A 17,974-nucleotide genomic window follows, 5' to 3' on the forward strand; every position below is an offset into this window, starting at 1 on the left:
TCTCACCAATCGCCGGTCGTCGCCTGGATCAGCGCAAGCGCCGCAACGGCTGCCGTATCGGCGCGCAAAATGCGCGGCCCCAGGCTTATGGGCACCACGAAATCGGACCCCAGCAGCCTATCGCGCTCCTCGTCGGCAAACCCGCCTTCGGGGCCGATGAGCAGTCCCAGCCGTTTGCCCTTCAGCGTGCCCAACGTCTCGAGCGGGGATGAAGATGCAGCCGCCTCGTCACAAAAGACCAGCACCCTATCGCCGTGGACCTCTTTCCACGACGAGATGAGCTTTTCGAAGCCGACCTCGGGACCGATCTCGGGCATGCTCAGCACTTCGCATTGCTGCGCAGCCTCGATGGCGTGCGCCTTGAGCTTTACGGGATTGAGGCGCGGGTTCTGCACATAGCGGGTGATCACCGGCTGAATGATGCCGGCGCCCATCTCGGTCGCCTTTTGGATTTCATAGTCGAGGCGCTTGATGGGCGCAAAGCCGAACCAGAGGTCGTTGGCCGGCGTCTGTTCGGCGGATCGCTCGACCAGCCGCAGCGAGACGAGCTTTTTCCCCGCCTGCACGATATTGGCGAGAAACGCACCGTCCTTACCATTAAAGACCACGCAATTGTCCCCTGCCCCACGACGCAGGACATTGACCAGATGGTTGGTCTGGTCCTTGTCGAGCGCGATTTCGGCGCCCTCACTCAAGGGAACTTCGACGAAAAGACGGGGCAGGGTCTTGTGGGTACGCGGCATGATGAGCGATTGACTTGAATTGGTGAGCGATTAGAGCCTTTGTGCCAGACAACGCTCCGACACAAAAGGCCATCCATGCACGAGGACAATACGGGAATCGTCGCCGACGCCCCCAAGGATAATTGGGTGGACAAATACGCGCCGGCACCGGCCAAGCCCTATCTGCGCATGTCCCGACTAGACAGGCCGATCGGATATCAGCTCCTGTTCTGGCCCTGCGCATTCGGGTTGGGACTGGTCAGCGTTGCGACCGGCGAGGGCTATAATTGGTGGCATCTGGTGCTGTTTCTGATCGGCGCCATCGCCATGCGCGGCGCCGGTTGTACCTTCAACGATATCGTCGACCGCGACATAGACGATAAGGTGGCGCGCACGCGCTCGCGTCCCATCCCCTCGGGTCAGGTCACCGTCAGGCAGGCGGCGATCTGGCTGGTGGCGCAATCGCTGGTCGGTCTGGCGGTGCTCGTTCAGTTCAACGGCTTTGCCATTCTGGTGGGGATCGCATCGCTGGTGCTGGTCGCGATCTATCCGTTCATGAAGCGGGTCACCTATTGGCCGCAGCTCTTTCTCGGGCTCGCCTTTTCATGGGGCGCGCTGATGGGGTGGGCGACCGAAACCGGGAGCCTCGGCTGGCCGGCCGTCATTCTCTATCTCGGCTGCATTGCCTGGACGATCGGTTACGACACCATCTACGCCCTTCAGGACGTGGAAGACGATGTATTGATCGGGGTAAAATCCACAGCCCGTCTGGCGGGCACCAATGTCCGCCCGTTCGTTGGGACCTTCTATGCGGCTGCGGCGATGCTTTGGGCGCTGGCCGCGTTTATGGCCGGCGCGAGCTGGATGTTCTTTGCCCTGTTTATCGTGCCCGCCGCCATGCTCGTCTGGCAGGTAACGACCATCGAGCGCACGAACGGGCCGCGCAGCCTCATGCTGTTCAAATCCAACCACTGGCTCGGACTTGCGCTCACGGCGGCATTTGTCGTCGAAGGCCTGCTCTAACGCACAAAACCCCGCGCAAGACGGGGTTTTGTCTATTCCTGAAACGTCGCCGACAATTCAGCCGATATTTTCCCCAGGCTTGCGGCGGCGGGCGAAGCGGGTGCGGCGTTCGGCTTCGGCCGAGAGCATCCGGCGCGAACTGGATGCGCCGACCATCACCCCATCGATCTGCTGGGAATAGGCAATGAGCGATCCGTCGCCGGAGCGGATATAGAGCGGCAGGCGAAGCTTGCGGCCCCAATTCTGCCATTCGGCGACGACGTTGGAATTGCCCTCTTCCTCGAAGACCCTGTAGTTGAAATCCTCGTCGGAATGGATGAGCTCGATCGAACTCATCAGCTCGCCATTCTCGGAAATGCGTGTGGCGACGGCCACTCCGACATATTCGGCGACCGGGACCTTGAGCTTGACGGTGACCCCGCTCTTGTCGAGCTTGCGCCGCACGGTGACCGTCATTGCATCCGTGCGCGGCCCATCGTCATTGGCGGGTTCGTGCCGAAGATTGCGGGGATAGACCGCACCACTCAAAAGTGTCGATGGAAACCCATCGACAATGACGCCGAGAACCATATTCAGCCTTCCTGTCAACTTTCGAGAGCTTTTTGTTTTTTGACGCTCTCGTTTTGTTGCTCACACTCTAGCCCGGCGCTCTCATCATCGGCTTAAAAAACGGGGTTAAGTTTGTCTTGTCTCAAAATGGGTTAGCGGAATCTCACTGCGCATAAGAAGCGATTAACCATCCCCGCTTGCGCGGCACGGGCGAAGGACATAACAAGGACGCCAGAACCCCTGCCCCCACGGGCAGTCCTGGCTATCCGAGCAACCGGTCTGGAGCGGCATGCCCATCGCCATTCATCAGGGCATCGAGGACGATCTGAAGCTGCTGCAATCGGCGGCCGTTCACGCGGGGATCATCGCGCTTGGTTTTTTCCGAACCGACATGCGCACCTGGACCAAGAATATCTCCTCTCCGGTCAGCGAAGCCGATATTGCCGTCGATCACTTCCTCATCGGCGCGCTCAAGGGCGCACGCCCCGCCTATGGCTGGCTGAGCGAGGAAACCACCGATTCACCTGCCCGCCTGGGCCAGGAGCGCATTTTCATCGTCGACCCCATCGACGGCACGCGCGGCTTCATAAAAGGCGAGGATAGCTGGACGATTTCGCTGGCCGTTGTAGAAGCGGGACGGCCTATCGCCGGGGTGGTTTACGCGCCAGCGCGAGACGAGATGTATGTGGCCGGGCTTGGCCTCGGGGCAACCCGCAATGGCGTGCCGATGCAGGTGTCCGGAATAGCCTCGGCAAGCCCGGTTATTCCGGTGCCGGCGGCGGTGCACAATGAATTGACCACTCTGGGCCTGAACTACACCAAAGGCCCCGCCTACCCCTCGCTGGCCTATCGGCTTGTGCAGGTGGCGGCGGGAACGCTCGATGCGGCCGTTGCCCGGCGGGGTGCTCAGGACTGGGATATCGCTGGGGCCGACATCATTCTTTCGGAAGCCGGTGCGCGGCTGGAGGATGCGTGCAGCGGCACGCCGCTCTACAACCGCGCCGACACGCGGCACGCGGCCCTTGCCGCGACGGGCGACGCCTCGCTACTATCGCCATTGTGCGACGCACTGCGGATCGTCTATGGATGCCCGCAACCTCATTCCGACGCTGAAAAACCGACAGGCTCAAACTCATGACCGAAACGCCGGCCAAGCAGTTGCTCCATCTCGTGATCGGGGGCGAATTGTCCCAGATCGAGGGCGCCGAATTCAAGAACCTCGATGAAGTCGATATCGTTGGTGTCTATCCCAACTATGCTGCCGCTTATGCGGTCTGGAAGCAGAAGGCGCAGATGACGGTGGATAACGCGGAGATGCGTTACTTCATCGTGCACATGCACAAGCTGCTCGACCCGGCCAAGGACGGCTGATCACGCTTCTCCGATGGAGCGCTGGTAGGCCTTGAATGCGGCTTCGGCGTTGGCGTAGGCCTCCTGCCGGTCCACGCTCCAATAGGAAAGGTCCTCGACGGGGATCGGCGCGCCGGTGATCGCGCAGCGCACGAAAGTGCCCGGCTTCACCACGACATAATCGGCATCGAGATAGCGGATCTGGGCTTCGGAAGGCGAAAAGCCTGAATCGAGTATGTTCATGCGTTCTGTTCCTTTGCCCCTAATCTAGTGGCCTTTCCCGACACCGTCAAAACAGAGTCTCCTGGGTGCCGGGTTCGTCACCGGAACGCGTCTTGCGCTTGGGGATGGGCGGCGCCCCGGCGACGGTTGCCGCGATCGAGCCCTGCGCCACGTCGATGGTGAGCGCATCGCCGGGTTTGACGTCGGAAGATGCCCGCACGAGATTGCCTTGCGCATCGGTGACGAGCGCGAAGCCGCGGGCCAATACCTGGTGATAGCTCACCGAGGACAACAGCTTGGAGAGGCTGTCGAGCCGTGCGCGGCGGGCTTCAACGATGCGGATATAGGCTGGCTCCATTCGTGCCGTCGCCGCCTGAAGATGCCGATGTCCCTGGCTTATGGGGGTCGACAACAGGCCGGCCCGCAGGCGGCCGGCGAGCGGAGAATAGGCAAGACGGGCGCGTCCGGCCCGCGTTTGCAGCCCGTGGCGGGCGCGCGTGGCGGCGTTTTCGAGTCGGTTTTCGGCGGCATCACTCCTCTGGCGCAAAAGCCCGATGGCGAGCCTTCCGGCGATGCGCTGATGATCCATGGCCTTTGCGTGTTGGGCCGCGCGAAGCGCCGAGGCGAGCCGGGCGGTCGCCATATCGAGCCGCTGGCGCTGCGTTGCGATAAGGTCTCCCGCGCGAGGCAAGCCGGCCGATGCCGCGCGCAGGCGATCCTTGAGGTTGGACGCGATACGCCGCGCCGCCATGCGCTGGCGCGACCCCATATCCTCGACATAGCCGATCAGCTCGCTTCGGACGGGAACCGCCATTTCGGCGGCGCCGGTCGGGGTCGGAGCGCGCCGGTCGGCCACATAATCGATAAGGGTCGTATCGGTCTCGTGCCCGACCGCCGAAATGATGGGGATGGCGCTACGGGCCACGGCACGGACCACGCTCTCCTCGTTGAACCCCCACAAATCCTCTATCGAACCACCGCCGCGTGCCACGATCAGCAGATCGGGTCGCGGGATCGGGCCATCGGGAGCAAAGGCGTTAAAGCCGTCGATCGCCGCTGTCACTTCCGGCGCAGAGGTTTCTCCCTGAACGCGGACGGGCCACACGATGACGTGCGAGGGAAACCGGTCGTCCAGACGGTGCAGGATATCACGGATCACCGCGCCCGTGGGCGAGGTCACCACACCGATGACGCGCGGCAGATAGGGCAGCGCCCGTTTGCGTTCAGGGGCGAAAAGGCCTTCGGCCAGCAGCTTCTTGCGCCGCTCTTCGAGCAAGGCCATGAGCGCACCGGCGCCCGCCGGCTCGATCTGCTCGATGACGATCTGGTATTTGGACGAGCGCGGATAGGTGGTCAGCCGCCCCGTCGCGATGACTTCCAGCCCCTCCTGGGGCTTGAAGGCCAGCCGGGCATAGCTCCCCTTCCAGACCACCGCGTCGATGGTCGCGCCGTCATCCTTGAGGGTAAAATAGCAATGGCCGGAACTGTGCTGCCCACGAAACCCCGAAATCTCGCCCCGCACCCGCACATGGCCGAACTGGTCCTCGACCGTGCGTTTGACGGCGTGGGAAATTTCCGAGACCGTGAATTCATACGCATTGGTTTGCTGATCGCTCATGATCTCGTTGGTGGCCGAGACTCAGGCGTCCGTCAAGGGTAGCGGGCGCGAAGCGCGCGTGATATGGGGCGGCCAAATTTGCCGGGTATCGAAGGGAAGTGCGTCATGCGGGTTTTGCTGATCGGATCGGGAGGACGCGAGCACGCGCTGGCCTGGAAGATGTCCCAATCTCCCAGGCTGGAAAAGCTCTTCGTCGCGCCAGGCAATGGCGGCACCGAAACGATCGCCGAAAATGTCGCCCTCGATATTACCGACCATGGCAAGGTCGTGCAGTTCTGCACGGCCGAGCGGATCGATCTCGTGGTGGTCGGGCCGGAAGTGCCGCTCGTCGCCGGCATCGCCGATGATCTGCAGGCGGCGGGCATCGCGGTGTTCGGGCCATCGAAACTGGCAGCGCAACTCGAAGGATCGAAAGCCTTCACCAAGGCGCTTTGCGACGAAATGGGCATTCCCACCGCCTCCTACGCAAAGTTCGATACGCTCGAACCGGCGCTTGAACACGCAAGGGCGACCGGCGCGCCCATCGTCATCAAGGCCGATGGCCTGGCAGCCGGCAAGGGGGTGACCGTCGCCATGACGCCGCAAGAAGCCGAGGCGGCGCTGCGCGATTGTTTCGGCGGCGCTTTCGGTGAGGCCGGGGCCGAAGTGGTGATCGAGCAGTTTCTCGAAGGCGAGGAAGCCAGCCTGTTCGCCATCTGTGACGGCGAACATACAGTGCTTTTGCCATCCGCCCAGGATCACAAACGCGCCTTCGACGGCGACAAGGGCCCCAATACCGGCGGCATGGGAGCATATGCCCCTGCCCCGGTCATGACCGACGCCCTGGTCGAGCGCGCCTATCGCGAAATCGTCGCCCCCGCCATCAAGGGCATGGCCGCGCGCGGAACGCCTTTTTCGGGGATTCTGTTCACCGGACTGATGATCACCGCCGATGGGCCCAAGCTGATCGAGTTCAACACCCGGTTCGGCGACCCCGAATGCCAAGTGCTCATGATGCTGCTCGAAAGCGACCTGCTCGATATTCTCGAAGCCACCGCCCATGGCCGCCTCGATACGGTGACGCCGCGCTGGAAACGCGATGTCGCCATGACCGTGGTCCTGGCTGCCGAGGGCTATCCGGGCGCATATGAAAAGAACACCGAAATCGGCAATGCCGACGGTCTCGACAGCGACAATGTCCGCGTGTTCCACGCCGGCACCAAACGTGAGAATGGGCGCTTGCTGGCCAATGGCGGGCGGGTGCTCAACGTGACCGCTATTGGCGAAACCGTGGCCGACGCACGTGAACGGGCCTATCGCGCCGTCGATGCCATCGATTGGCCGCAAGGGTTCTGCCGGCGCGATATCGGTTGGCGCGCGCTGGAGAAATAGAAGGGCGGCGCGCACCCCTTTCAAGCCTTCTCAACCCGGGAGCGCTAGGCTAGCTTAACGATCCAACAGGAGGTCGACGGCTGTGGGGACGATCACCGATCCGAAGATCGGCATTGCCTTGGGGGGCGGCGCGGCGCGCGGGCTGGCCCATATCCCGTTCATCGAAGCCATGGACGAGCTGGGCCTGGTTCCGCACCGGATCGCCGGCACCTCCATCGGCGCGCTGATCGGTTCGGGCTGGGCGGCGGGGCTCACGGGCGCCGAAATCCGCGAGCTTGCCTTTGACATGCTGGGGACGATGAACGGGCTGTTCGGGCGCCTGCTCTCGACCCAGATGCGGTCGATGACCAAGATCTTTCGCGAAGGCGTATCGATCCAGCTCGATCCAGCCCATGTGGTCGACCTGTTCACCCCGCCGGGCATGGCCGAGACCTTCGGGGAGCTCAAAATCCCCTTCACCTGCATCGCCACCGATTTCCGGTCCTGGCACCAGGTGGCCTTCCATGAAGGGCCGCTGGTGCCCGCAGTTGCGGGATCGCTTGCCGTGCCGAGCCTTTTCCGACCCGTGCGTTATCACGACACGCTTTTGGTCGATGGCGGCGTGGTCAATCCCCTGCCGCTCGATCACGCGTCGGTCGGCGCCGATATCCTGATCGCCATCGACGTCAATGGCGACCCCCGGCCCTGGCCGGAAGGGTATGTGCCCACCCTGCTCGATATCGGGTTCGGCTCGGCCCAGATCATGATGCATCAGATGATCGCCAATATGTTGGCGGCCTATCCACCCGACCTCTATTTCCGGCCCCACCACGTCAATATGGGTGCTCACGAATATTGGCGGGTGCGCGAGATCGTCAAAGCCGGAGAGGCCGAAAAGGACCGCTTCAAGCGCGAGCTTGCCACGCGCATCGAAGCCTTCATCTCCGATCAGCGAAAAATTTCCTGAGCATTTCGCCGGCGCGCGAGGCCGAGACGCCACCGATCACTTCGGGGGCGTGGTGGCAGGTGGGCTGGGAAAAGAACCGCACGCCATTGTCGACAGCGCCGCCCTTGGGGTCCTCTGCCGCGTAGTAGAGCCGCCGCAGTTTCACATGGGCTATGGCGCCCGCGCACATGGTGCAGGGCTCGAGCGTCACGTAGAGATCGCAATCGGACAACCGCCCGGTCCCATCGGCGGCGAGCGCGGCGCGGATGGCGTTGAACTCGGCATGGGCGGTGGGGTCGCCGGTTTCGCGCATGGTGTTGCGCCCGGTGGCGAGCAGTTTTCCGTCACGCATGATCACCGCACCGACGGGCACTTCGCCGCGGGCGGCGGCCTCTTCGGCGAGGGCGAAGGCGATTTCCATGGGATTGTCGGGTGTCGTCATCACGATCTGCCCATATCAGCTTTGGCGTGGGCTGTCCGCATCGTTAGGATAGGCGGCAAGGAGAATCAGTGCTTATGGCCATTCGCCAGCTTCCAGACGACCTCGTCAACAAGATCGCCGCCGGCGAAGTGGTCGAGCGCCCCGCGAGTGTCGTCAAGGAACTCGTGGAAAATGCGCTCGACGCCGGTGCGAAACGCATAGCGATCACCACTGCAGCCGGCGGCAAAAGCCTGATCCGCATCGAGGACGATGGGCATGGCATGGGCGAGGCCGATTTGATCCTCTCGGTCGAGCGGCACGCCACCTCCAAGCTTGCCGATAACGGGCTCGATGATATCCGCACCTTGGGTTTTCGCGGCGAGGCGCTGGCTTCGATCGGTTCTGTGTCCGATCTTTCGATCGCTTCGCGAACGGCGGAGGCCGAAACGGGGCTGAAGATTTCGCTCAAGCGCGGGGTAAAATCCGGACCCGTGCCGCATCCGATCAACCGGGGCACCGTGGTCGAGGTCAAGAACCTCTTTGCCGACATTCCGGCGCGGTTGAAATTTCTCAAATCGGACCGCGCCGAGACCGGGGCGATCACCGATGTGGTCAAACGGCTCGCCATGGCGCATCGGGGGGTGCATTTCGTGCTTTCGGGTACGGATCGGCAGCCGATCAACTGGCCGGCGCAAACTGGCGAGAACGCCGTGCATGCGCGGCTGGCGCAGATTATCGGCGCCGATTTTCCCGAGAACGCCCAGCAGATCGGGTTTTCGCGCGGGGGAATCGTGGTGGGCGGGCTGGCCGGGCTGCCGACCTATTCGCGCGCCAATACGCTCAACCAGTTCTATTTCGTCAACGGACGCTCGGTGCGCGACAAGGTGCTGCTGGGCGCCGTCCGCGCGGCTTATGCAGATTTCCTGCATCGCGACCGGTTTCCGGTGATCGCGTTGTTCGTTGCGATCGATCCGGGCGAGGTGGATGTCAACGTGCATCCGACCAAGGCGGAGCTGCGCTTCCGTGACCAGGGAGCGGTCAGGGGCGCGGTGATCCGGGCTATTGGAGAAGCCTTGGCAGCCGCCGGTTTCCGGGCGTCATCGAGCGTTGCAGACGCCGCGCTGGCGAGTTTCCGCGCGCCGATGTCCCAGGCTCCGGCGGAATTTACAAACAGCTTTTCCGAGCCGGCGGGGCCCGCGCAAAGCTATCGGCCGGCCGCGCCTTCGTTCGGGCAGCAGCCGGCGTTTTCGGGTGATCTTGCCGCCGAAATCCGGGGGTTCGATGCGCCGAGCGCGCGGGTTGAAATGCCGGTTGCCGAGCAGCAGGATTTTCCGCTCGGGGTGGCCCGGGCGCAGGTGTTCGAGAACTATATCGTCGCCCAGAATGGCGATGCGCTGGTGCTGATCGACCAGCACGCGGCCCATGAACGGCTGGTCTATGAGAAGTTCCGCACCCAGCTCCGTTCGGGGCCGGTGGCCGGTCAAAGACAGCTCATTCCGGTGGTTATCGACCTGCCGGAAGAAGATTGCGGACGGCTGCAGGATGCGGCGCAGGTGCTTGAAAAACTTGGGCTTTATCTCGAACGCTTCGGGCCGGGAGCGGTGGCCGTCAACGAGACCCCCGCCCTTTTGGGTCAGACCGATATCGAGGGGCTGGTGCGCGATCTGGCCGATGGATTGGCCGAGTGGGACAATGTGGCGGTGCTCGAGGAGCGCATGGATGCGATCATCGCGCGGATGGCCTGTCACGGGTCGGTTCGGTCGGGCCGGAGGTTGCGGGCGGACGAGATGAATGCGCTGTTGCGCGAGATGGAGGCGACGCCCCATTCGGGCCAGTGCATCCACGGACGTCCCACCTATATCGAGCTCAAAAAGGGTGATCTCGAGCGATTATTCGGTCGCCGTTGACGGTGTTGAATCGCGTGTTGACCGCGATGTTCACGTTTGTCCGAAGCGCCTTATGACAGGCGCTCCAGAAATGTGATCGCGGTGCTTCCATAATCGCGGCGATCGACGATTTCGGTGCCCGCCGGAGCGGTGATCGAGACGTCCTTATCCTCCTCGATGAGGATGAGCGCATCGGGCGCGACCCAGCCTCCGGCGATGGCGCTGGCTACGGCTTTTTCGCCAAGTTCTTTTCCGTAAGGTGGATCGCAGAACACCAGATCGGCGGGCCGCAGCCGCTCGATGGGGCCGAGGTCGGAGGCGTCGCGTTTGAGGAGCTTGGTCTGACCGCCCAGGCCGAAGCTTTCGATATGGCCGCGGATCAGGCCGCGCGCCTCGATGCCGGTATCGACGAAGACGCAATGGGCGGCGCCGCGCGAAATGGCTTCGAGGCCCATGGCGCCGGTGCCCGCGAAGAGATCGAGCACGTAAAGCCCATCGAGGCTCGGGCCGATGCGGCTGCCGATGATCGAGAACACGGCCTCGCGCACCCGATCCGCCGTGGGCCGGATGTCATCCGATCTGGGCGTATCGAGCTGCTTGCCGCGAAACTTGCCGGCAACGATGCGCATCTAGCTATTCGTCCTCGCTCGGGCGCGGACGGCGGGGACGATCGGGGCGCGGGCCACCGGACGGCTTGCCGTCGCGGCGCGGGCCTGACGGGCGCTTGTCGCCCGTTTCACGCCGTGGGCCCTTCGAGAAGGGCCGATCCCCACCTTCGCGACGCGGACCTTTGGAGAAAGGACGCTCGGCGCCACCGGGGCCATCCCGACGCGGGCCTTTCGAGAACGGGCGTGCGCCCTCTGCGCCCTCGCGGCGCGGACCCTTGGAGAATGGACGATCAGAGCCGCCGGGACCGTCCCGGCGTGGGCCCTTGGAGAACGAACGCGCGCCCTCCCCGCCCTCGCGGCGGGGGCCCTTCGAGAAGGGGCGATCCGAGCCCGGTCCGTCGCGACGGGGGCCTTTGGCGAAGGGCTTGTCGCCGTCACGGCGGGGTGGACGGTCGCCGAAAGCCTTATCGCCCTTGCCGGGCGCCGTGCGCCTGGACAGGGGACGGTCGGAATCCTTGCGGAAGGGGCGATCGCCGCCCTCGGCGCGGTCGAAGCGCTTGGGGCGCCCGCCGTCGCCATCGCGCGGACCCTTGGCGAAGGGCTTGCGGTCGCCGAACTTCCTGTCGTCCCTGGCGAACCGCTTGCCCGAGCCTTCTCCCGCATCGTCGCGCTTGGGGCGGCGGTCGCCCGATGAGGGCACGAAGCTCTGGGGCGGGCGGCCATCGTCGAAATGGACGGTGCGCGGCGCTTCCTCGCGCCGTTCAGGGCGTTTGAAATCGGGGCGCTTGCGCAGGCCGCCGAAGCGGTCACGCTCGGTGGGGCGGCTTTCGCGCTCGGGCGAGCGGCGGCGCGGCTGGGTGGGATCTTCTTCCATGACCGAATCGAAATCAGCGCCGGCGCTTTCGGCCAGACGTCTGCCGAGCTGATCCTTGAGAATCCGGGTCTTGACCTTTTCGACGCTGCCGGTGGGCAAATCGCCGAGCTGGAACGGCCCGTAGGACAGGCGGATCAGCCGGTTGACCTCGAGCCCGAGCGCGCCGAGCACGTTGCGCACTTCGCGGTTCTTGCCCTCGCGCAGCGACATGGTGATCCAGACATTGGAACCGGCCGAACTGTCGAGGACGGCTTCGATGGCGCCGTATTCGACGCCCTCCACAGTGATCCCGTTGGCCAGACCGTCGAGCTGCTCCTGGGTGACCGAACCGAAGGCGCGGACCCGGTAGCGACGGACCCAGCCGGTGGCAGGCAATTCGAGCGTGCGCTTCAAACCGCCGTCATTGGTGAGCAGCAGCAGCCCTTCGGTGTTGTAATCGAGCCGGCCGACGGTGAGGACGCGCGGCAGGCCGAGCTTGTCGAATTCGGTAAAGACAGTGGCGCGGCCTTCGGGGTCCTTTTCGGTGACCATCAGCCCGGCGGGCTTGTGGTAGAGCCAGAGCTGGGTGGGCTGGCGGCGGGCGATGGGCTTGCCATCGACGACGACTGTATCGCTTTCGACAACGTTGAAGGCCGGGGTCTTGACCGGGCTGCCATTGACCGAGACGCGGCCGGCGGTGATCCAGGCTTCGGCGTCGCGGCGCGAGCACACGCCGGCGCGCGCGATGACCTTAGCAAGACGTTCGCCAGCGGGGGGTTGAGGCTTATCGCTCATCTGGAGCGGACTTTCTTTTTCTTGATACCAAAACAAAGCGAGGCCGACCGGCCTCGCCCTAAAATCAGCCCGGCAGACGCCTGGCGGTTAGCGTTGCGCCAGCGCCGCGCGCACATCGGCAGGGCAGCTCGGATCGCTCGGGGCGACGAGCGCGCCATTGGCCGCCTGGCAGATCATCTGCTGGCCGCCCACCGTCTGGAAATAGCTTTCCGGCGGCAGGTAGATGCTGCGCTGACCACCGCCCTGCGCATTGCGATAAGCCTGCATGCGGGCGGCGAGCTGGCGCGCTTCGGCTTCGGTCAGCGGCCGGCCGGAGGTGGCGCCGGAGGAAACGACCCGGCCACCGCGCAAGGCGTCGAGATCGGCCGTGGTCAACCCGGCGGTATTGATGCTCACCTGGCTGGAATCGGCGGGAATGACCGCAGCCGACTGGCTGGGCGGCGGCGGAGTGGCGCCCGATCCGGGGATGACCAGCGGGCTGCGTTCGCCCGAAATCATCGGCTTTTCCTCGGACGGGACGACGCCGACGCCCTGAAGCGTGGTGCGCATCACTTCGCGCTCGAAGGTCAGCGGATCGACCAGGGCGTTGGTGCCCTCCACGGTGGTGCAGGCCGAAACCGTCACCGCGGCGATAGCGGCCAGAAATGTCAGGCGCAACAGGGACTTGCCCTTGCCGGCACTCTTTACAACCATACGCATTGGCGCTTCGAAACCCCGATTATCGCTGTGTGTTCCGGCGGGTTATAGCCTATCGGCGGGCCTAAGGCCAGAATTTGGCCGATTTACGATTTCGCTTCCACTTTGGCCCTGGGGCGCAGGACGTCGAAGATCATCAGCACGACGCCCAGGCTGATGGCGACATCGGCGATGTTGAAGACGTAGAACGACCAAGTGCCTATAAAGAAATGGAAAAAATCGGCCACCGCGCCCCAGACGATGCGATCGATGGCGTTGGACAGCGCGCCGCCGATGGCGAGCGCGATGCCGATGCGGGTGAGGAACCCATCTTCCTTGACCCACCACCATGCCAGGGCAACCATGGCCAAAGCCATGACAAGCAACAGCATTTCCGGCGTGAGACCGCCCAGAAGGCCATAGGAAATTCCGGTGTTCCAGACCAGCGTATAGTTGAAGAACGGCGCGAGAGGGGTGACTTCGCCGCCCACCCAGCCGCTCAGGTCGACCTGGATATATTTGTGCAGCCGATCGAGGATCAGGACACCCGCCCCCAGGATGAAGCTCCAGAGGACGGATGGTTTTGCAAGAAAGTTCATGCACTTAACCCCGCTGTGGCGCGTTCGCGCATGGCCTGGGCATCGCGGGGGGTCAGGTCGGGATATTCAGGGTCCGACCCCACATCGGGGGTGATCTTCCAGGAGCGGGCGCAGCGGGTGCCCTGGGCCCTCTGGAAGGTTACATGGACCGGCGTATCCGGGTCGAGATTTGCGTTATTCGGCTCTGCAGGTGCCCCTGTACCCAGGTTTACCGCGCTCGTTATGCAGATCTCGGCCAGATCCTGCCCCTCGACAGCCTTTTCGAGCTCGGGATCGGTGATGGAAACGAGCGGCGCGGCTTCGAGCGAGGAGCCGATCACCTTGTTCTTGCGTTCGATCTCCAGCGCCGCGGTGACGGCGCGGCGGACGGTTTTGATCTTGCTCCATTTGTCGGCCAAGGCGTCATTGCGCCATTCGGACGGCACATCGGGGAAAACCCGTGCGTGGACGCTGGAGGTGTCGCCGGGGTTCCGTTCAAGCCAGACCTCTTCCATGGTGAAGACCATGACCGGGGCGAGCCAGGCGGTGAGGCAGGAATAGAGGTGATCGAGGACCGTCAGGGCCGCCTTGCGCTTTACCGACGAGATCGGGTCGCAATAGAGCGCGTCCTTGCGGATGTCGAAATAGAACGCCGAGAGCTCGAGGTTCATGAAATTGGCGATGGTGGTGACGACGCGCTTGTAATCGTAAGCGCGGTAGCCGGCGCGCACCTCTTCATCGAGCACGGCAAGGCGGTGCAGGATGAGGCGTTCGAGCTCTGGCATGTCGGCGAAGGCCACAGCTTCCTCGGGCTTGAAATGGGCGAGGTTGCCAAGGAGCCAGCGGAAGGAATTGCGCATCTTGCGATACATTTCGACAGTGTTGGCGAGGATTTCATCGCCGATGCGGTGATCCTCGGCATAGTCGATGGTGGCGGCCCAGAGGCGCAGGATATCGGCGCCGAACTTCTTGATGATGTCCTGCGGGGCGATGGTGTTGCCCAGCGACTTGCTCATTTTAAAGCCGTTCTTGTCCATGGTGAAACCGTGGGTGAGAACCGATTCATAGGGCGCGAAGCCGTTGGTGGCGCAGCTTTCGAGCAGCGAGGAATGGAACCAGCCGCGATGCTGGTCCGAGCCTTCGAGATACATGGACGCGGGGAATTTGAGGTCCGGCCATTTCTGCGGGTTGCGCAGGACGAAGGCGTGGGTGGAGCCGGAATCGAACCAGACGTCCAAAATGTCGGTGACCTGGGTCCAGTTGTCGGGATCGGTGACGTCGTTGCCCAGGAAGCGGGCCTTGGCGCCATCGGCGAACCATGCGTCGGCGCCCTCGGTGAGGAAGGCATCGGCGATGCGGGCGTTGACGGCCTCGTTCTTCAAAATTTCGCCGGTGTCCTTGTGGACGAACACCGTGATGGGGACGCCCCAGGCGCGCTGGCGCGAGAGGACCCAATCGGGGCGGTCGGCGATCATCGAGCGCAGGCGGTTCTGGCCGGCGGGGGGGACGAAGCGGGTGCGGTCGATGGCGGCGAGGGCGCGGGTGCGCAGGGTGTCGGGGGCGGAGTTCGTGGCGCCCCCCTCATCCGACCTTTCGCTTCGCGAAAGCCCACCTTCTCCCACCAGGGGAGAAGGGGTTCCTGGGGCAGGCGTTGAGGGAGAAGAGATGGTGGTTGGGGCAAGGGTTTTGCCCTCAAGGTCCTTGTCCATATAGACGAACCATTGAGGGGTGTTGCGGAAGATGATGGGCTTTTTGGAGCGCCAGGAGTGGGGGTATTGGTGCTTGAGGCGTCCGCGCGCGAAGAGGTTGTTGGCGGCGATCAGGGCCTTGATGACGCGGTCGTTGGCGTCGCCCTTCTTGCCCTTGTCGTCGATGACGCGCGCCGGACCGCCTTCGGCGTCGGGGCCGAAGCCGGGAGCGGCGGAGGTGTAGAAGCCGGCGTCATCGACGGTGAAGGGGATGGTGGGGTCGATGCCACGGGATTCGAGGGCGCGGGCGTTTTCCTGCCAGACGTCAAAGTCGTCGGCGCCGTGGGAGGGAGCGGTGTGGACGAAGCCGGTGCCCGCGTCGTCGGTGACGTGCTCGCCATCGAGGAGCGGGACGAGGAAATCGTAGCCGCCGGAAAGGCCGCGCAGGGGGTGGTGCAGGGTCATGGCGGCGAGATCGTCTGCCGTGACGTCGGCGAGGCGCTTGAAGGTCAGCTTGGCCTTCCTGGCGCTTTCCTCGGCGAGCTTATCGGCAAAGATCAGCTTTTCGCCCGGCTGGGGGCCGAAATCGTTCTCGGCGGTTTCGACTTCGTAGAGGCCGTATTCAATGCGCGATGAATAGGAGACGGCGCGGTTGCCGGGGATGGTCCAGGGGGTGGTGGTCCAGATGACGACATGGGCGCCGGGGTGGCTGCCTTCGGCCACCGGGAACTTCACCCAGATCGCGTCGGATTCGTAATCCTGATATTCGATCTCGGCTTCGGCCAGCGCGGTGCGCTCGACGACCGACCACATGACGGGTTTGGAGCCGCGATAGAGTTGGCCGCTCATGGCGACTTTCATCAGTTCCGAAGCGATGGTGGCTTCGGCGTCGAAGCTCATGGTGAGGTAGGGGTTGGACCAATCGCCCATGACGCCGAGGCGCTTGAATTCCTCGCGCTGGATGTCGATCCACTGTTCGGCGAAGGTGCGGCATTCGGCGCGGAATTCGTTGATCGGCACCTCGTCTTTGTTCTTGCCCTTGGCGCGGTATTGTTCCTCGACCTTCCACTCGATGGGCAGGCCGTGGCAATCCCAGCCCGGCACATAGGCGGAATTGTAGCCCAGCATCTGCATGGAGCGCGAGACGAGGTCTTTCAGCGTCTTGTTGAGGGCGTGGCCGATGTGGATGTTGCCGTTTGCGTATGGCGGGCCATCGTGGAGGGTGAATTTTTCGCGGGTTTTGCTCTGCTCGCGCAACTGGCGGTAGAGGTCCATGTCTTCCCAGCGCTTGAGCCATTCGGGCTCGCGCTGCGGCAGGCCGGCCCGCATGGGGAAATCGGTCTGGGGCAGGAACAGGGTGTCGGAATAGTCGCGCTCGGTCGTCGCGCCCGGATGCGTGTCGGTCATTGAAACTCGCACAAATTTTCTAATCGTCGGTGGTTGGTGCCGCTTTTAGCAGTGGCGGTGGAGGATTGCCAATGGGTTTGGGTGGCGGGAGGCCGGAAGCGGGCTTATGCCCGCTCATCGGCTTTGCCGATGGCACCCCTCATCCGACCCGGCTTCGCCGGCCCACCTTCTCCCTCAGGGGGAGAAGGGTAGACTGGCGCAAGCGCTTCAGTAAAAGCCCCCCTCTCCCCTTGAGGGAGAGGGGACGGGGGCGAGGGGTGCGCCAGGGGCACCAACCCATCCCTATTGGCTAAGAAACGAAGCCCAGCGCGGCGTCGAGCTCGGAGAGCGGGGCCGCCTGGGCGGTGGTAATTCGGGCGGATTGGGTGTCGCGGGCCATTTCGGCGACAAGGGAATCGAGGTCGGCAAATTTCATCTGGCCGCGGACGTGGCAGACAAGGGCGACCTCGAGGGTCTTGCCGTAGATGTCGCGGTCGAAATCGAGGATGAAGGTTTCGAACGGGGGCTTGGTGTTGTCGAACATGGGCTTGCCATAGGCGGAAACCCCGTCGAACACCTCGCCATCGAGCCGGACCTTGACGGCGTAAACGCCCTGGGCCAGCCCGAAGGTTTCGGGCACCGCCATGTTGGCGGTGGGAAAACCCAGCGCGCGGCCGCGCTTGTCGCCGTCGATCACCGTGCCGGAAAAGAAATGGTGGTAGCCCAAAAGCGCGTTGGCGGTGGCGACATCGCCCTGGGCCAGCGCGTCGCGGACGCGGGAGGAGGAGACCGGTTCGGCGCCCTCGTCGAGCATTTCGCATATGTTGACCGAGAAGCCCTTTTCCTCACCCTGGGCGAGAAGGAAATCGGGCGTGCCCGCCCTGCCCTTGCCGAAATGGAAATCGGCGCCGACCACGACCCCGGACACTTCCAGCGCATCGAGCAGGAAGCGCGAGACGAAATCGGCGGCTTCGACGGAAGCGAGCTCGCGGGAGAATTCCATTATCGCGATGGCATCGAACCCCAGTGCTTCGGCGAGCCGGGCCTTCTGATCGGCGTAGGTCAGGCGATGCAGGAAAGGCTTTGGCGCGAAGACGTCGCGCGGGTGCGGTTCGAAGGTCAGCATGACCGAGGGGACGCCTTTTTTGGCGGCCATTTCACGCGCGGCGGCGAAGACCTGCTGGTGTCCGCGATGGCAGCCGTCGAAATTGCCGATGGCGATCACCCCGCCCTTTATGGCGGACGGTACGTCGGACAGGCCGTCGAGGCGGAGGAAGGATTTTCCGGCGGTCATGAGGTCTTTT

Annotated in this window: 17 protein-coding genes; 6 read left to right on the plus strand and 11 right to left on the minus strand. The window is 63.8% G+C overall.

The features are described 5' to 3' along the window. Positions 1 to 2: 2 nt before the first annotated feature. Positions 3 to 743 carry a 16S rRNA (uracil(1498)-N(3))-methyltransferase gene (locus V4T21_RS15815; RefSeq protein WP_332718606.1) on the minus strand — a complete coding sequence of 247 codons (741 nt, stop codon included), beginning with the start codon at positions 741 to 743 and terminating at the stop codon, positions 3 to 5. A gap of 75 nt (positions 744 to 818) precedes the next feature. On the opposite strand from V4T21_RS15815, the gene ubiA reads away from it, so the two are divergent. Continuing rightward, positions 819 to 1,745: a 4-hydroxybenzoate octaprenyltransferase gene (gene ubiA / locus V4T21_RS15820; RefSeq protein ID WP_332718608.1), complete on the plus strand. Its 927-nt coding sequence runs from the start codon at positions 819 to 821 to the stop codon at positions 1,743 to 1,745. 57 nt (positions 1,746 to 1,802) lie between these two features. Here the strand turns inward: ubiA and V4T21_RS15825 are convergent, their stop codons facing one another. Further along, positions 1,803 to 2,315 carry a DUF6101 family protein gene (locus V4T21_RS15825; protein ID WP_332718610.1) on the minus strand — a complete coding sequence of 171 codons (513 nt, stop codon included), beginning with the start codon at positions 2,313 to 2,315 and terminating at the stop codon, positions 1,803 to 1,805. A gap of 268 nt (positions 2,316 to 2,583) precedes the next feature. Here V4T21_RS15825 and V4T21_RS15830 point away from each other — a divergent pair, with 268 nt between their 5' ends. Both V4T21_RS15830 and V4T21_RS15835 read left to right on the plus strand, forming a co-directional pair. Beyond that, positions 2,584 to 3,432 (plus strand): 3'(2'),5'-bisphosphate nucleotidase CysQ, encoded by an 849-nt coding sequence (locus V4T21_RS15830; protein ID WP_332718612.1) that lies wholly within the window; start codon positions 2,584 to 2,586, stop codon positions 3,430 to 3,432. Beyond that, positions 3,429 to 3,665, plus strand: a complete 237-nt coding sequence (locus V4T21_RS15835) for a DUF4170 domain-containing protein (protein ID WP_332718614.1) — start codon at positions 3,429 to 3,431, stop codon at positions 3,663 to 3,665. Before V4T21_RS15830 ends, V4T21_RS15835 begins: the two co-directional genes overlap by 4 nt. Here the strand turns inward: V4T21_RS15835 and V4T21_RS15840 are convergent, their stop codons facing one another. After that, on the minus strand, positions 3,666 to 3,887 hold the full coding sequence (locus tag V4T21_RS15840) for a DUF2093 domain-containing protein (RefSeq protein WP_332718616.1): 222 nt from the start codon (positions 3,885 to 3,887) through the stop codon (positions 3,666 to 3,668). A 46-nt stretch (positions 3,888 to 3,933) separates the two neighbouring features. Further along, positions 3,934 to 5,484 carry an exodeoxyribonuclease VII large subunit gene (xseA, locus tag V4T21_RS15845; protein ID WP_332718618.1) on the minus strand — a complete coding sequence of 517 codons (1,551 nt, stop codon included), beginning with the start codon at positions 5,482 to 5,484 and terminating at the stop codon, positions 3,934 to 3,936. A 105-nt stretch (positions 5,485 to 5,589) separates the two neighbouring features. On the opposite strand from xseA, the gene purD reads away from it, so the two are divergent. Continuing rightward, positions 5,590 to 6,855 (plus strand): phosphoribosylamine--glycine ligase, encoded by a 1,266-nt coding sequence (purD, locus tag V4T21_RS15850; protein ID WP_332718620.1) that lies wholly within the window; start codon positions 5,590 to 5,592, stop codon positions 6,853 to 6,855. 82 nt (positions 6,856 to 6,937) lie between these two features. Further along, complete coding sequence (locus V4T21_RS15855; RefSeq protein WP_332718622.1) at positions 6,938 to 7,801, plus strand: patatin-like phospholipase family protein; 864 nt, start codon at positions 6,938 to 6,940, stop codon at positions 7,799 to 7,801. On the opposite strand, the gene V4T21_RS15860 is transcribed toward V4T21_RS15855, so the two are convergent. Further along, complete coding sequence (locus tag V4T21_RS15860; RefSeq protein WP_332718624.1) at positions 7,773 to 8,222, minus strand: nucleoside deaminase; 450 nt, start codon at positions 8,220 to 8,222, stop codon at positions 7,773 to 7,775. The two genes, V4T21_RS15855 and V4T21_RS15860, sit on opposite strands and share 29 nt — an antisense overlap. A 74-nt stretch (positions 8,223 to 8,296) precedes the next feature. Between V4T21_RS15860 and mutL the strand changes: the two genes are divergently transcribed. Further along, positions 8,297 to 10,108, plus strand: a complete 1,812-nt coding sequence (mutL, locus tag V4T21_RS15865) for a DNA mismatch repair endonuclease MutL (protein ID WP_332718626.1) — start codon at positions 8,297 to 8,299, stop codon at positions 10,106 to 10,108. Between the two features lie 50 nt (positions 10,109 to 10,158). Here the strand turns inward: mutL and rsmD are convergent, their stop codons facing one another. From rsmD to V4T21_RS15895, 6 genes are all read right to left on the minus strand, one after another. After that, positions 10,159 to 10,716: a 16S rRNA (guanine(966)-N(2))-methyltransferase RsmD gene (rsmD, locus tag V4T21_RS15870; RefSeq protein WP_332718628.1), complete on the minus strand. Its 558-nt coding sequence runs from the start codon at positions 10,714 to 10,716 to the stop codon at positions 10,159 to 10,161. Positions 10,717 to 10,720: 4 nt separating this feature from the next. Continuing rightward, positions 10,721 to 12,343, minus strand: a complete 1,623-nt coding sequence (locus V4T21_RS15875) for a pseudouridine synthase (RefSeq protein ID WP_332718630.1) — start codon at positions 12,341 to 12,343, stop codon at positions 10,721 to 10,723. Positions 12,344 to 12,430: 87 nt separating this feature from the next. Beyond that, the gene (locus V4T21_RS15880) at positions 12,431 to 13,042 is read right to left on the minus strand and encodes a hypothetical protein (RefSeq protein ID WP_332718632.1); all 612 of its coding nucleotides are present in this window, start codon (positions 13,040 to 13,042) and stop codon (positions 12,431 to 12,433) included. An 83-nt stretch (positions 13,043 to 13,125) separates the two neighbouring features. Further along, positions 13,126 to 13,617: a signal peptidase II gene (gene lspA, locus V4T21_RS15885; RefSeq protein ID WP_332718634.1), complete on the minus strand. Its 492-nt coding sequence runs from the start codon at positions 13,615 to 13,617 to the stop codon at positions 13,126 to 13,128. Continuing rightward, on the minus strand, positions 13,614 to 16,691 hold the full coding sequence (ileS, locus tag V4T21_RS15890; protein WP_332718636.1) for an isoleucine--tRNA ligase: 3,078 nt from the start codon (positions 16,689 to 16,691) through the stop codon (positions 13,614 to 13,616). Before ileS ends, lspA begins: the two co-directional genes overlap by 4 nt. A 289-nt stretch (positions 16,692 to 16,980) precedes the next feature. Then, complete coding sequence (locus tag V4T21_RS15895; protein WP_332718637.1) at positions 16,981 to 17,964, minus strand: bifunctional riboflavin kinase/FAD synthetase; 984 nt, start codon at positions 17,962 to 17,964, stop codon at positions 16,981 to 16,983. Positions 17,965 to 17,974 lie beyond the last annotated feature (10 nt).

It is taken from the genome of Pelagibacterium mangrovi, from assembly GCF_036662815.1.
Lineage (GTDB): Bacteria > Pseudomonadota > Alphaproteobacteria > Rhizobiales > Devosiaceae > Pelagibacterium > Pelagibacterium mangrovi.